Here is a 14894-nt window from a genome sequence, read left to right as displayed (position 1 = left end):
CCTGCAGCCTATGGATGACCACACCATGTCCGATATCGCCAATCGCCGTCAGTTCCTGAAATTTGGCGCCGCCGCCGCCATCGGGGCGGCACTGCCGGAAAACCTGAAACGGGCACTGGCGGTCGCCCCCAACCGGGTGACCGGCACGATACAGGACGTGGAGCATGTGGTTATCCTGATGCAGGAAAACCGGTCATTCGATCATTACTTCGGCTGCCTGCAGGGCGTGCGGGGATATGGTGATCCCCGCGCTGAAAAATTGCCTGACGGCAGCAGCGTCTTTGCACAACCGGATGGGAAGGGCGGCCATGTCATGCCCTTCCTGTTCAACACCGCACATACCTCCAGCGCCTGCCTTGCCAGCCTTGATCATAGCTGGAAGGACACACAGACGGCATGGAATGACTGGAATTCATGGGTGCCACACAAGACGGCCATGACCATGGGCCATTTCACCCGTGCGGAAATCCCGTATTATTACGCGCTGGCCGATGCCTTTACGGTATGTGATGCCTATCATGCCTCCATTTTCGGGCCGACCAATCCCAACCGTCTGTTCCTTTTCACCGGCACGAACGGACTGGCGGTCGGCAATGACGGATTACAGGCCATACAGAATGTCGATGATGGCAACTGGTCGGCGGACATGGCGCATGACCGGGCCGATTTTCAACCATTCCGCTGGACCACCTATCCCGAAAAACTGCAGGCGGCGGGCGTATCGTGGCGCGTTTATCAGGAATACGACAATTTTGGCGACAACCCGCTGGCGTCCTTTGCACAATTCCGCAACCTTGATCCCCGGTCATGGGAATACCAGCGCGCCCGCATGATCGTGCCGGGATCAACTGCCACCAACATGCATGATACCGAAGGCCGCTACCTTGTCGCCGCCTTTGAAGATGATGTCGCCCATGGCAGGCTGCCGCAGGTTTCGTGGATCGTGCCACCAGCCGCCCTGTCGGAACATCCTGACGCCCCGCCCGGTTACGGTGAACACCTGATTTCCCAATTGATGGATGTCTTTGTGCGTCATCCCGATGTCTGGGCCAAAACGGTTTTTATCCTGAATTATGACGAAAATGATGGTTTCTTTGACCACGTTCCCCCGCCGGTCCCCGCACCTGACCCACGGTATGGCGGCAGTACGGTCGCGACCACGGGGGAATCCTATCACACCGTCCCAGTAGGACTGGGGCCACGCGTGCCTGCAATCGTAATTTCACCATGGACCAAGGGCGGATGGGTCAATTCACAGGTATTCGACCATACGTCCGTCCTGCGCTTTCTTGAAGCGCGTTTTGGTGTAGAGGTCCCCAACATCACCCCATGGCGACGGGCCGTATGCGGGGACATGACCTCCATTTTCGACTTCGCGCAAACAGATCGCCGGTGGACCGCACACCTGCCGCGGACGGATACCTATCTGGCGGAAACACGTCAGTCATGCATGCTGCCCAAGCCCACCATTCCCGCCCGGCAGTCCCTGCCGCAGCAGGAACCCGGCCAACGCCCGGCCCGCGCCCTGCCCTACCGGCTGCATGTGGACCTGATGGCGCCGGGACACCTCCATATTGCGAATGAAGGCAGTCAGGGGGCGGTACTGCGTATCCGTGATGGCAAGGTGACACGCCATTATACGCTGGGCGCCGGGTCCGATATGACCCTACCAGTCACGGCCAATGACAGCCTGCCCGTAACGGTTCATGGACCCAACGGTTTTTTCCGCCAGTTTCTGGGCAAGGGTCTGCCGGACGTGACCCTGCGTTACGACCCCGCCCGTGAGGTGGCGGTGCTGTCGCTGCATAACCATGACCATGCGCCCCGCACTGTCCGGATTGAGAACGCCTATACCCATACCACGCACGAAACTGAACTGCCCCCCAATGCGACAACCGACACCATATGGCCGATCGCTGTATCCGACCACTGGTATGACCTGACCATTCAGGACCCGAATCACGCGCACCGCCTGATCCAACTGGCGGGACATATCGAGAATGGCAGGCCAAGCCGTACGGATCCCCATATGGGCCGGACCGGCGCATGACAGTCCTGACCCGCCGCAACGTGCTGGCCGCCAGTATCGCGGCTGGCATCAGCCCATCCCTGCCTGCATGGGCTGAAGGATGCGCCCCGGTGCTGGCACCGCTGAAATGGGCGCCCCGCACGCGCCGCGTGATCGAACGCCTGATCGCCACATACGGCAGCGCCAGCGCCAGCTATAACCCTGCCCGACGCCCGTATGCCGTATTCGACTGGGACAATACCTGTATCGCAGGCGATTGCGAGGAAAGCCTGCTGCATTATACGGCCAACCATTTTGCATTCGCGATGTCAGCCGAAACTTTTGCCCAGGCAACGGCGCGTGACGTACCTGCACATACGTTTACAGGTCCTTTTCGGACCGTATGTGGACAAAATGTCCGCTTCAAGGACCTTCATGCCGATCTGTGCGCGGATTATGCCCTTCTGTCTGCCCGGTCCATGCCCCCTGCACCAACGGACCCGGTACTGCTCAGCCTGCGTGCCAAGCTGGTATTTGCCTATGATGCCATCAACGCCACATGCAATGGGGACGTAGCCTGCCGCTGGATCATCCGCCTGCTGGCCGGTCATGATGCAGCCGGACTGGTGGCGCTGGCCAGGGCGTCCAACAGATGGCATCTGGCTCAGGGCATGGGACAGGAAACATGGATCACTCCGGCCACCCGTTCCGGGCAGGCGGGCATTGTTGCGCGCCCCATCCAGACCGGACTACGCCTGACCCCGGAGATCGCGGACCTGCAATGGGTACTGCGTCAGGCAGGTATTGACGTCCATGTCTGTTCCGCATCACTGGAAGACGTCGTGGCCGTGTTCGCCACCGATCCCGATTATGGTTACGACCTGCCCCGCCAGAATGTCCTTGGCGTTCGTATGGACTGGTCTAGTGGCAAGCTGGGACTTGATGCCGCGCCGCATTGGCCCGTAACCTATCGCGCAGGCAAAGTGCGCGCCATACGTCAGGCACTGGCAGGGCCGCGAGGCTATGGACCTTTACTGGTGTGTGGGGATAGTGACGGAGATTACGCCATGCTGACCGAATTTCCGGACACCCGCCTTGGTCTGGTGGTCAACCGGCTGCCTTCCGGTCCAATTGGTACTATAGCAAGTCTGGCTGTAGCACAGCTATCCGCCCCCCAACCACGCTTTATCCTGCAGGGCCGCGATGAAAATACCGGCGAATGGCGACCATCGGAACAGAGTATTCCCTTAGGCTCACGATTGCCTGCATTGGTTGTCCATTCCTGAAACCATACTGATTAGGGGCCTGAGTCTGGATGTTTAGTCCCGGGGTTTTATGATGAATCTTTCTGGCTCTGAAGTCCAGATCCTGCAGATGTATTTATAGGGTCTGAGGGCCTGAATTAGAAAGCGGTTTGATTATTTTTCCTCAGAACTCTGCGGATATGGGCGATCATCAACCACGCGTGGGATGACGAGATTGTTGCCTCGAGATCCTTCGTGAGGCGACGACAGCATCCGAGCCATACAAAGCTGCGCTCCACGATCCAGCGTTTGGGCAGGACGACGAAGCCTTCGGCGCGATCGCTACGCCTGACGATCTCGATCGTCCATCGGCCGAGTTCAGCCAGCGCACCACGCAACCTCTCGCCAGCATATCCCCCGTAACCGATCAGATGGCGAAGCTAGAGGGTGTTATGCACTTTGGGCGAGCAGTTGAGCGGCATTTCTGAGCATGAAGCCAGCGAAGGCGATGGTGTGCATTGCGGCGAGGGTTGAGGCGCAGCGCTCGTAGTCTTTTACGAGCCTTCTGCACCGTGTCGCCCATGCGAACGATCTCTCCACGATCCATCGTCGGGGCAGCAGCACAAAACCCCGCTTTGCCTGAGGCAGCCTGACGATTTCGAGGGTGATATCCTGCTCTCTGGCAGCTTTCGCCGGTTTTGATCCGGTATAGCCCTGATCAGCCCATGCCAGTTCAACGCTACCGTCTGTTGCCTGCTGAATGGCTTGCGCGAGCGGAGCGACTTCTGCCCGATCATCTCTGTCTGCCGGGGTGACGTGCAGGGCCAGAAGATGCCCTAGGGTGTCGACCGCCATGTGCAGCTTCGATCCCTTTTTTCTTTTCGCGCCATCATACCCGGCGCGTGAACCACTCTCAGGGGTTGAGCGCAGTGTCCGGCTGTCGATAATCGCCGTTGTCGGCTCGGCCTGCTTTCCTGCAGCCAGACGCAGCACGGCCCGGAGATCGTGGACGACAACCTCGAAACATCCTGCGTCCATCCAGCGCCGGGATTGCTGATAAACCGCAGTCCACGGTGGCAGATCGTTCGGCATCGCGCGCCATGCTATACCGTAACGGATCACATACCGCAGGCCGTTGAACAACTCTCTCAGATCATGATGTCGCTGCTCTGCATCCTCTTTCATCAGAAGGAGATAGGGAACAATCAGAGACCACTCTTCGTCACTGATATCAGACGGATACGGTTTGCGAGCAGTATTCATCCACATATTCTGCAACAATTACACAAAAAAGTACATAACACCCTCTAGGCCATCTTGATCTCATCAGGTTCTCGCAAACCCATGAATCATAACCAGCTGAAATCACTCAACTCATTTTCGGTCAGACTCTAAGAAGCGATCATAAGCATCGATTCGGCACATGGCGATCGTTTTAGGCCGTCGAATACGCCACCCTCCAAGGGGGAGACTGGTTCAACAACCGCCGTATCCTTGAGCCTGTCGCCAACATCACGCCAGCCGAGGCCGAACAACATTTTTATGCTGCTATGGACCAAATTCTCATAGCCGCGTAATTTGTGAAACCCGGTCCCCGCCAATCCTGGGACTGTTTACATCGCGTAATCCAGCATAAACTGTTCAGGGTTCAAGATATTGTCTCTACGCCTTCTGCTTTCTTCCCTGAGCCTTGCTGTCCTTCCGGTTCTGTACCTCGCGCCATGCAGTCGGGCGGCCTCCACTGAGTCCTCGCCTTTCGCGTTCCAGCGCACCTCTCTCGATGCAACAGGCGAACACCCTGAAATCTGCCTGCATTTCAATCAGAACCTGAACGCACGAGAAACATCAACACTGGCCCATTCGGTCCATCTCTCACCAGAAAGCGCCTTCACATCGCGTGTTGAGAATGACACATTCTGCCTTGGCAAGCTTGCCTTCGGGCAGGGTTACACAATGAAGGTCGACCCGGATTTTACTTCAGCCGATGGCCAGAATCTCGCCGCCCCCCTCACGCTCAGCGCCCGTTTTGGGCGTCGTGATGCACACGTTGGGCTGACAGGAGACGGCTTTATCCTGCCCGGACGCACGACCGGGCATACGCCTGCCCTCGCTATCGAAACTGTTAACGTCTCCACGGTTCGTCTCCACGTCTTTCGGGTTGCTGCGTATCAGCAATTTCCCGGCACAGCTCAGATCGACAGCACACTGCCTGATCTGAACCAGACCAGTTTTGACCCTTATACGTTCCAGAACCTGCTGGACACGACCATGCGTGAAATCTGGCACGGCACCATGGCGATCGATCATGCTCCAGACCGATCTGTGACGACTGGCTTCCCGCTGGCAGAGACAATTGGCGCAGGACAGAACGGCCTCTATCTGGTGACGGTTGAAGACGCCGCAACGCCGCCCGAAAAAAGCCCCGTGGAAACCGCGCTTAAACGTGGGAACATCAACGCCGATCTTCTGCAAAACAAGGCTATTTCTGCCCACTGGGTTAATCTGAGCGATCTTGGGCTGACCATGCTGCGGGGTGAAGACGGGCTGACAGTCAGTGCCCGCTCCCTGATGAGCGGACAGCCTACTCCTGATGTCACGCTGACACTGCGCGCCCGTGATGGCGGCACTCTGGCAACAGTCACAACGGATGCGCGTGGCCTCGGACATTTTGATGCCCCCCTGCTCCGTGGTACCATGGCAGACCGCTCCTCGGTCCTGCTGGCCAGCAAGGGAGAGGATTTCGGCTTTCTGCATCTTGACCGGCAATGGTTCGATTTTTCAGAACAGCATCTGGAAGGTGCCGTCAGCCCCTTTCAGGGGAGCAGTCGCGCACTCGTGCAGCCTGACCGCGGGATCTATCGTCCCGGTGAGAGCGTGCATCTCCTCACTCTCCTGCGTGACCGGGCAGGACAGGCTATTCCAGACGCGCACCCGGTTCTTGTTCTTTACCGTCCCGATATGATGGAAGAACGGCGCATTCCGCTTACAGGTGCGGCAGAGGGCGGCTACGCCATCACCCTGCCCCTGAGCGCCAGCGCACCTACGGGCCTGTGGCGGGCCGATATTCTGCTCGACCCTTCCCTGCCTGCCATCGGTTCGGCCCGTTTCAGCGTTCAGGATTTCGTACCACCCAGTATCGAAGCCAGTTTCAGGCCACCAGCCTCCGCAACCGCCGGACAGGCCGTTGTGATTGATGCCTCGGCACGTTTTCTCTACGGCGCGCCCGGTGCGGGCCTTAAAAGTGACAGTTCCTACAGGCTTGTTCCCTCGACCGATCCGATCCCTGACCACACAGGCTGGGCTTTCGGGTTTGAGAACGAGGAGACACCATCAGCCAGCGGCGACATCAGCGCAGATCCAACCGATCATGAAGGCCATACGCAGTTGACCTTCACGCCGGATATTCCTCAGGGCCTTACCCGGCCGCTCGCCCTTGATATACGTGCCGGTTTTCTTGACCCCATGGGGCGGCGCGTGGGCGAACACTTTTCAATTCCCGTCCGCCGCACCGCACCGCTGATCGGCCTCCGTGTCGCGACAGATGCCTCCTCCAGCATGGGCAGTGCTGTTATCCCCATTGATCTCGCAAGTTTTGCGCCTGACAACAGTCCGGTTGCCATCGGCAAGATTCACTGGACCCTGTCACGCGTCAACCGGATCTATAACTGGTCCTACACGCCCGACAATGGCTGGACCTTCAGCAGCCACACTGTGGACGTGCCCATGCGCTCGGGCGATCTTGCAACAGATGCCAAAGGTACAGCGCGGATCACCCCAACGCTGGACTGGGGCGAATATCGCCTGAGTGCCGTCCCGAGCGAAAGTGGCGGCGTAACAGGCAGTTCACTCCGCTTTCAGGTCGGCTGGGGTGGAAGCGGTAATGCCAGCACACCGGACCATCTGCCGCTCAGCGTGCGCGATACCCATATCGTGCCAGGCGGCAGCACGGTCATCCACATTGGCGGCGGTTTTTCCGGACAGGCCCAGATAACGCTTGCAACAGACCGTGTGCTGAACACGCGCTTCGTGGACGTTCCGAAAGAAGGGCTGGACGTGCCGGTAACCGCCGCACCGGACTGGCATTCCGGCGCCTATGCGCTGGTCACTCTCTATCGCCCCCTCAACAGCCCCTCCGGCCTGCGCCCGCATGACCCTGTGCGGGCGGTTGGTGTCACATGGATTGGTGTCAATCAGGACACCCATCGGCTGAACGTAACGCTTGATGTGCCCGACACCGTCACGCCGCGCCATCGCATCACCGTTCCCGTGACAGTTCAGGCCAGTCAGGGTCTTCCGGCGGGGCATGTGCAGGTCGCGGTGTCCGCGGTCGATCAGGGTATTCTCAACCTCACGCATTTCACGCCGCTCAACCTGTTTGATGCCCTTTACGGTCGCCCCCGTCTTGGGCTGGACATGCTGGACAACTACGGGTCTCTTCTGCTGAGTGATGCGAAAAATGGCCGGATCCGGTCTGGGGGAGATGCAGGGTCAAATGACAGCAGCGCGGACGGCCCGCCCGTGCGGACAACGAAAAGCGTCGCGCTGTTCGATGGCCCTGTCGCACTCGACAGCACCGGACACGGCACCCTCTCGTTCGATGTGCCGGATTTTGACGGCCAGCTTCACCTGATGGCCTCAGCCTGGAGCAAAGATGCCGTTGGCAACGCGCAGGCAGACATCACGGCACGAGACCCGGTTTTCCCCGACCTGGGATTGCCACGGTTCCTCGCCCCGGGAGATACGGCACAGGCACAGGTCTCCATTATCAATGTTGATGCGCCATCAGCACCTTACGAGGTCCAGGTCACCACGGATGGACCGCTCCGTGTTCTCGGCTCCGGCACACTCAGCGCCCCTGTCAAACCCGGTGGGCGCGCTGACCTGCGTGTTGCGCTGGCCGCCACCCCCACCCTGCCAGACCGTACCGCCATTGCGCATATCCATCTCACATTGCGCCGATCCGGCTCATCAAAAGTGCTGCTGACGCGAAGCTGGCCCATCGGCATCAGACTGGCGCATGTTCCGCTTACCGTCAGCCGGACTGCCCCGCTCCCACCCGGCAGCCATAAGACATGGGACCGCACGGAACTTGCGGGCTTCAACCCGGCAGACGCGCGGATAACCCTCAACATCTCCGCATCGGACGGTCTTGATACAGTCGGGTTGCAAGAATCCCTGCAATCCAGCGTCTGGGGGGATTCTGATACACTGGCGGCTCAGGCCCGTGCGCTGCTGCAACAGGGCAACCCGGCCCTCTCCGAAACTCACGACCACAAAGACACTCCGGGCAAATCCATCCAGTCGGCCATCAATACGCTTTTTGATCGCCAGAACCCCTCAGGTGAGATTGGCCAGTGGGACCGCTCCGATGGTCTCAGTCTTCCCGACGATCTGGACTATCTTGCCGATTTCCTGATCCGGGCAAAAGCCGCGGGCTACACCGTGCCGGATGACCGGCTCGGCCTGCTACTCGACCATATTGAAAGCGAGCAGCTCCAGCCTCAGAGCGTCGATGATGAAGAACAGGACAGTGAAAGGCAGGCAGAACTGCTGAATACACGCGCTTACGCGGCGTACGTGCTGGCCCGTGCTGGTCGCCTCCACCCTGATGCAGTCCACACTCTCGCGGCCTCGCTCGTCGCGCGGCAGGATGGTACCCGCGTCAACTATGTCTGGGCTGGCATGGCAGGCTCCAACGCACAGGCCTATCCTCTGGCCCTTGGGCATCTCGCTGTCGCACTCGCGATGGACGATGCACCGGAGGACAACAGCGCGACATCACCAGAAGCACTGCTGGACGCAGCCATCTCGGCACTCGGGCCACCCCGCACCGGAAAGCCGGATTTGTGGGATTACAGATACTGGACTTACGTGCGCGACCTGGCCGGGCTTGCTGCCCTGACAGCCGAAGCGCATGACGACCGGCGCACCCACCTGCTCATTGGGCGGTTTGGCAAGCTGACTCTGTCGCCTGATATGCTGACAACCGCAACCAGAACGGCGCTGCTCGAAGCTGCCAGCGCCCTGAACAAGGATACTGACGGGCGAAGCGTGCGTGTGCAGGGGCGCTCCAACGCCACACCGCTTCGCCTGCCGCTTGCCTATCCGTTTGATTCCGCCGCACTCGAAAAGGGTCTTCAGGTTGAAAATACCGGCAGGAAGATGCTGTTCAGCACCCTGACCGTGCAAGGCGAGCCAGCCGGGAATGTCAAACCTCTCACCAACGGACTGACACTGGCCATGCAGGGCTTTACCCTGACTGGCCAGCCATTTGACCTGACACACATGCAACAGAATGACCGGTTTATCGTCAGTCTCAAAGGCACGGCCCTCCACCCGGGTCAGTATCTGGTGGGCATCACCAGCCTGCTTCCTGCCGGATGGGAAGTCGAGAGCATTGTGTCTCCTGAGGATGCCGCATCTGACGAGCATGACATGGACGACACTGAAAACGACCGCGCACAGCCCCCTTACGCTTTTCTGGGCACACTCAGCAACACTGAACATGCTGCCGCGCTGGATGATCGCTTCAGTGCTGCGGTGCGCTTCACGACGCAGTCTCCAGATCTTGCGACGCGGAGTTTCCATGTCGCCTACATCGTCCGCGCCATTACGCCGGGCCGCTTCACTCTGCCAGAAGCGATGGTCAGCGCACGGCGTCTTCCAAGCCTGATGGCTCGCACGGCATCAGGGACTGTCGAGATCACCGCACATTGAGGGCTTCCCCCCGCCTCATCAGAAACTGTACACTCGGCCTGCTGCTCACCAGCCTCATTCCGGCTGGTCTGCTGGTGGCCGACCGTTTTAATCCGCCAGACCTGCATCGGGCCGAGCAAGCCGCCCTTCTTGTTCAAGCCCGCGACCATACACTGCTTGACGGCCATGTAAGCCGCGATGGCTTCTGGCGTCTGCCGGTTGAAAGCCGGGATGTTGACCCGACCTACATCACACTCCTGATGACGACGGAAGACCAGCGCTTTGAAAGCCATCCGGGGGTTGATCCGCAGGCCCTTGCGCGCGCCATCTGGCAACTGGGCCGGCGTGGTCATATTGTCTCGGGCGGTTCCACGCTGGCCATGCAGACAAGCCGCCTCCTTACCCCGCACCGTCATACATGGGGCGGCAAGCTGCGCGATATCCTGCGCGCCCTTCAGCTTGAATGGCATTTCGGGCGCCGGGGTGTATTGAACCTTTACCTCACGCTGGCTCCTGAAGGCACGAATATCGAAGGCATCCGTGCGGCATCCCTGCTCTATTTCGGGCATGAGCCCAGCCATCTGACACCCACCGAGGCCGCGTTTCTTGTAACTTTACCCCGGCGGCCCGCCGCACTCCGCCCGGACCGCCATCCTGACGCCTTGCTGAACGCGGCGCACCGCACACTGCAACACGCCACTTCATTACGACCTGTTGCATGGCCAACACCAGACACACGCGGCGTACCGCATGACGCCCCTGAACTCGCCGGTCATTTTCTCAGCGCAGGGCGCAACGGCGTGGTGGTGACCACGCTTGACGCAAGGCTCCAGCGCAACGCACGGCAAGTACTTGCCAGCCACCCTGCCCCGCTGCGTGGAACATTTGCAGCACTGATTGTCGACCATGAACGGCAGATCGTTGCATGGGTCGGAGGGGCCGAGCATAAGGCTCCGGGCAATGCGATAGATGCTGTTTTGGCGCCCCGCTCCCCCGGTTCCACACTCAAGCCGTTTGTCTATGGCATGGCGTTCGAAAAAGGCTGGATGACACCCCGCACACGTGTGCGCGATAGCCGACTTGCCATTGGTGGCTATGCCCCCAGGGATTTTGACCATGCTTTCCGGGGTGAAACCACTGTGAGTGAAGCCCTTCAGCTTTCACTCAATGTGCCTGCCATTCAGGCACTGGAGCGGGTTGGCCCCTCCCGGTTCATGGACCGCCTCTCCGCCTGCGGTGTGCGGTTGCGACTGCCAGAAAACCCGGATGGCACACAAAGCGCGCCGAGCCTCGCGATCGTTCTCGGGGGAGCAGGCATCTCACTCCATGACCTGACAATGCTGTATGCGGCACTCGATCATGATGGTCACGTCGCCCCCCTGCATCGTGAACCGACAGGTCTGAAATCGGCAGGCCCTGCACCCGGGACAGTCCTGCTGTCCAGCAGAGCAAATGCCGACATTCGTACAATCCTGCGGGGCACCGCTCCACCGGCTGGCATAGCATCATGGGAGGGAATTGCCTTCAAGACAGGCACATCCTATGGCAATCGTGACGGATGGGCGATGGCCTCCACCCTGCAGGCAACAGTCGGTGTCTGGGCCGGACGCCCGGACGGCACCGCCTCTCCCGGGCTGACAGGACGGGATACGGCAGGGCCAGTGCTGGCAGTTCTCCTCTCTCTGCTTTCTTCACCCCCGCATATATCAGCCCCGCGAGCCAATGCCCAACCTCATCGTGCTGTTGCAGTCCTGTCACCTGCTCTGCGCACCCTGCAACAACGGCAGGCACCGCAGATCATCTTTCCGCGCAATCATTCCGAAATTGAAAGCCGCTCTTCCGAGGGCACGATGCTTCCCGTCGGGCTGGAAGGTTCAGGCGGCCGTCCGCCTTATCATTGGTATATCAATGGCATTCCGCTGGGCGTGCCGCCCGGTGCGCAACCTTCCTGGACGCCCGATGCACCTGGCTTTGCCCACATCACTCTTGCGGACGCGCAAAACGCCCATGCGACTATTGATATTCGTATACGGTAAAATGGAACCCTCTTGCACTGTCAATTTATTTTATAACAAGTTTTCCATTTCCCAGCCAATCAGCCTGATGTGGGCTAGGGCGTGTCGTCAGTTAAGCCCTGAGTGTGGCACGTGAGGGTTGTACTTTGTGTCTGCGTGTGCTGACTGTTTTCCCGTTTTTTGAGGGAGACAGACAGATGCGGCGCTATAGTTTACGCGATGACCAGTGGGAGCGGATAAAGGATCTTCTTCCCGGTCGAGAAGGCTATGTCGGCGGCACTGCGGTGGACAACCGTCTGTTCGTGGAGGCGGTGCTGTATCGCTATCGCGCGGGTATTCCATGGCGCGACCTTCCTGCCCGTTTCGGGGACTGGAAAAACGTGCACCGGCGTCTGCGCCGCTGGTGTGAAAGCGGCGTCATCGAACGGATATTTCGTTATCTGGCCGCTGATCACGACAACGAATACATGATGATCGACAGCACAATTGTCCGGGCGCATCAGCATAGTGCCGGAGCTCTCAAAAAAGGGGCACGGATCAGGCCATCGGACGATCACGAGGCGGGTTGACTACAAAGATCCATGCCATCTGCGACGCTCTGGGCAATCCGGTGAAACTCGGCATCACACCGGGACAGGATGCCGATATCACCCAAGCAGAACCGCTTCTGGAAAACATCGACCCGGATGCTTTCCTTGCTGACAAAGCGTATGACGCGGACAGGTTGATCGATCGGCTGATACAGCGCGGGATTACCCCGGTCATCCCGCCAAAACACAACAGAACGACACGACGGAAAACCGATTTTTCTCGCTACCGTGAACGGAACCTTGTTGAGAGGTTCTTCAATAAACTCAAGCAGTTTCGTGCTATCGCAACCCGCTACGATAAACTGAAATCGACCTTCCTCGCAGCCGTGCAGTTCGCCTCAATCATCATCCTGCTTAACTGACGACACGCCGTAGCAGCCTGTCGGGTTGGGGTACCCTGTGAAGGGGTGAGGTTGTAAGGTGGTGAGATGAGCAGCTTCATCCCGTTTGACCGGTCTCAGCCGTATCTTCTGCCACCTGATCTGAAGTCGTGGCTTCCGGCTGATGATATGGCGCATTTCATTGTCGCAGCCGTTGAGCGGGTTCCGATGAATGCGTTCTGCGTGCCAGTGCGCACGGGAGGCAAGGCGCAGTATCATCCGCGCCTGATGTTGGCCCTTCTGATCTTCAGTTACGCGAACGGGTTGTTTTCCTCACGCCGGATCGAGAGGGCGACATATCGCGACATCGGTGTGCGCTTCGTGGCGGCGAACCTGCATCCGGATCATGATACGATTGCGACCTTCCGCCGGACGAACCGGACAGCCATTGAAGCTGCATTTGCGCAGGTCCTGCTTCTGACGCGCGAGACAGGTCTGCTGCGTCTGGGTGTCGTATCGATCGACGGCACGAAAATCGATGCCGACGCTTCGAAATACCGTTCCCTGCGTTACGACCGGATCAGGGCGCTGCGCAAACAGCTGGCGGTGGATATCGCGAAACTGCTGGAGCAGGCGGAGCACGCAGATGCCACAGATAGCGATCCGCAGGCATTGCCGGAAGAGCTGGCCCGACGGGAAATACTGAAAGCGAAGCTGGACGAAGCCTGCGCCCGGCTGGAAGCAGATGCGAAGGCGCAGGCCGAAGCTGCACGTCCGGCATACGAGAAAAAGAAGGCGCGTATGACGCAAAAACAGGGCGTCGCGGCCGGGCGCCCAAACCGCCTGATGATGAACCACTACCTGAGCGGCAGATCAGCCTGACCGATCCCGACAGCCGCCTCATGCGGCGTTCGGACGCCCACGAGTTCCGGCAGGCTTACAATGCCTAGGCCGTGGTCTGCGCCGAAGGCAGTCAGCTGATCGTGACAACCGACGTTGTCGCCACGTCAGCGGACGCGCCGTCCTTTGCCAGCACCGTGCTGTCGATGGAAAACACGATCGGTCTCCCAAATACAGTGCTCGCCGACACCGCTTACGCCAACGGGCAGGCGGTCCGGGACCTGCGGAAAAAAGGCATCGATCCGCTGGTCGCCATCGGACGACCTCGCGCCCGCAGACCATATGATTTCCGGCCCCCTCCTGAAAACAGGGAGCCGCGCCGGATAACCGAACCCTGGCGGCTTGCCATGAAGGACAGGCTGGAAACCACAGATGCCGGAGATGTTTACAGACTACGAAAACAGACCGTTGAACCGGTCTTTGGAATTATCAAAAGCATCATGGGGTTCAGAAGATTCAGTCTGCGCAGCCTTGCAAAAGTCACGACCGAATGGACACTCGTCGCTCTCGCATACAACTGCAAAAGAATGGCACGGCTTCACGCAGCATAAGCCGGGTCAGCCTCGGTGTTATCAGCCGCAAAATGCCCAACCCGACAGGCTGCTAGGTTGCGGTGCGGATGAACGCCGGACTGGGATCAAGTCTGTCGAGCACGCGCTGAAGTCTCGGCGTGACATCCGTGTCCTGCCGATAACGCGCCTCGGGCGATCGCCCCAGCCCGAGAAGGAAAAGATGCTCACGTTCGGCGTCGGTCAGCATCAAGGCACCAGCAAGACGCTCCAGAGCCGCAGCCGACGGCATGCCGCCCCGGCCCTGCTCAAGCCAAGTGTACCATGTCACGCTCAGCTCCGCGCGCTGCGCCACCTCCTCGCGACGCAGGCCCAGGGTTCGCCGGCGGGTTGCCGGGAATCCCAGTGCGGCAGGATCAAGTTTCTGACGTGCATTGCGAAGATAGAGACCAAGCGCCTTCTCACTGGCATGCAGGCTGCTCATCCTGTTAGTTCCTATACCCCTGTAAGTTCACGGCTTTACCAGTGTATCTGATACCATTCAGTCTGTCCCCTTTCGGGAATACTGTCCGGATCTCAATCCTGAGTCGGGCTGGATCTTGTTTCCGGGAG

6 protein-coding genes and 4 pseudogenes are annotated in these 14894 nt (G+C 59.4%); 7 read left to right on the top strand and 3 right to left on the bottom strand.

The annotated features are described in order from the left end of the window. Positions 1–25: 25 nt before the first annotated feature. Entirely contained in the window at positions 26–2050 is a 2025-nt protein-coding gene (locus KSAC_RS00525) for a phosphocholine-specific phospholipase C (protein WP_132303526.1), read from the top strand. Continuing rightward, positions 2047–3294 carry a haloacid dehalogenase-like hydrolase gene (locus KSAC_RS00520; RefSeq protein WP_132303524.1) on the top strand — a complete coding sequence of 416 codons (1248 nt, stop codon included), beginning with the start codon at positions 2047–2049 and terminating at the stop codon, positions 3292–3294. Before KSAC_RS00525 ends, KSAC_RS00520 begins: the two co-directional genes overlap by 4 nt. Before the next feature lie 116 nt (positions 3295–3410). Here KSAC_RS00520 and KSAC_RS00515 read toward each other — a convergent pair. Both KSAC_RS00515 and KSAC_RS00510 read right to left on the bottom strand, forming a co-directional pair. Further along, a pseudogene (locus tag KSAC_RS00515) lies at positions 3411–3692 on the bottom strand (transposase); the annotation flags it as partial. A 10-nt stretch (positions 3693–3702) separates the two neighbouring features. Continuing rightward, positions 3703–4515, bottom strand: a complete 813-nt coding sequence (locus KSAC_RS00510; RefSeq protein ID WP_132303502.1) for an IS5 family transposase — start codon at positions 4513–4515, stop codon at positions 3703–3705. Positions 4516–4661: 146 nt separating this feature from the next. On the opposite strand from KSAC_RS00510, the pseudogene KSAC_RS17465 reads away from it, so the two are divergent. The 5 genes and pseudogenes from KSAC_RS17465 to KSAC_RS00490 all read left to right on the top strand — a co-directional run. Beyond that, positions 4662–4829, top strand: a pseudogene (locus KSAC_RS17465) (IS3 family transposase); the annotation flags it as partial. A 79-nt stretch (positions 4830–4908) separates the two neighbouring features. Continuing rightward, positions 4909–9969 carry an alpha-2-macroglobulin family protein gene (locus KSAC_RS00505; protein ID WP_132303522.1) on the top strand — a complete coding sequence of 1687 codons (5061 nt, stop codon included), beginning with the start codon at positions 4909–4911 and terminating at the stop codon, positions 9967–9969. Positions 9970–10043: 74 nt separating this feature from the next. Beyond that, positions 10044–11984: a transglycosylase domain-containing protein gene (locus tag KSAC_RS00500; RefSeq protein ID WP_132303520.1), complete on the top strand. Its 1941-nt coding sequence runs from the start codon at positions 10044–10046 to the stop codon at positions 11982–11984. Positions 11985–12160: 176 nt separating this feature from the next. Beyond that, positions 12161–12915, top strand: a protein-coding gene (locus KSAC_RS00495; RefSeq protein WP_132303518.1) for an IS5 family transposase whose coding sequence is annotated in 2 segments (ribosomal slippage) — positions 12161–12500 and positions 12500–12915 — 756 coding nt in all. Because the reading frame shifts where the segments join, the coding sequence is not laid out codon by codon here. 66 nt (positions 12916–12981) lie between these two features. Beyond that, positions 12982–14324, top strand: a pseudogene (locus KSAC_RS00490) (IS1182 family transposase). 55 nt (positions 14325–14379) lie between these two features. Here the strand turns inward: KSAC_RS00490 and KSAC_RS00485 are convergent. Further along, positions 14380–14766 (bottom strand): annotated as a pseudogene (locus KSAC_RS00485) (helix-turn-helix domain-containing protein); the annotation flags it as partial. Positions 14767–14894: the final 128 nt, after the last annotated feature.

It is taken from the genome of Komagataeibacter saccharivorans (genome assembly GCF_004348195.1).
In the GTDB taxonomy this organism is placed as follows: domain Bacteria; phylum Pseudomonadota; class Alphaproteobacteria; order Acetobacterales; family Acetobacteraceae; genus Komagataeibacter; species Komagataeibacter saccharivorans.
Note: the sequence above shows the minus strand (reverse complement) of the source record. Positions and strands in the feature narration are given on the sequence as shown.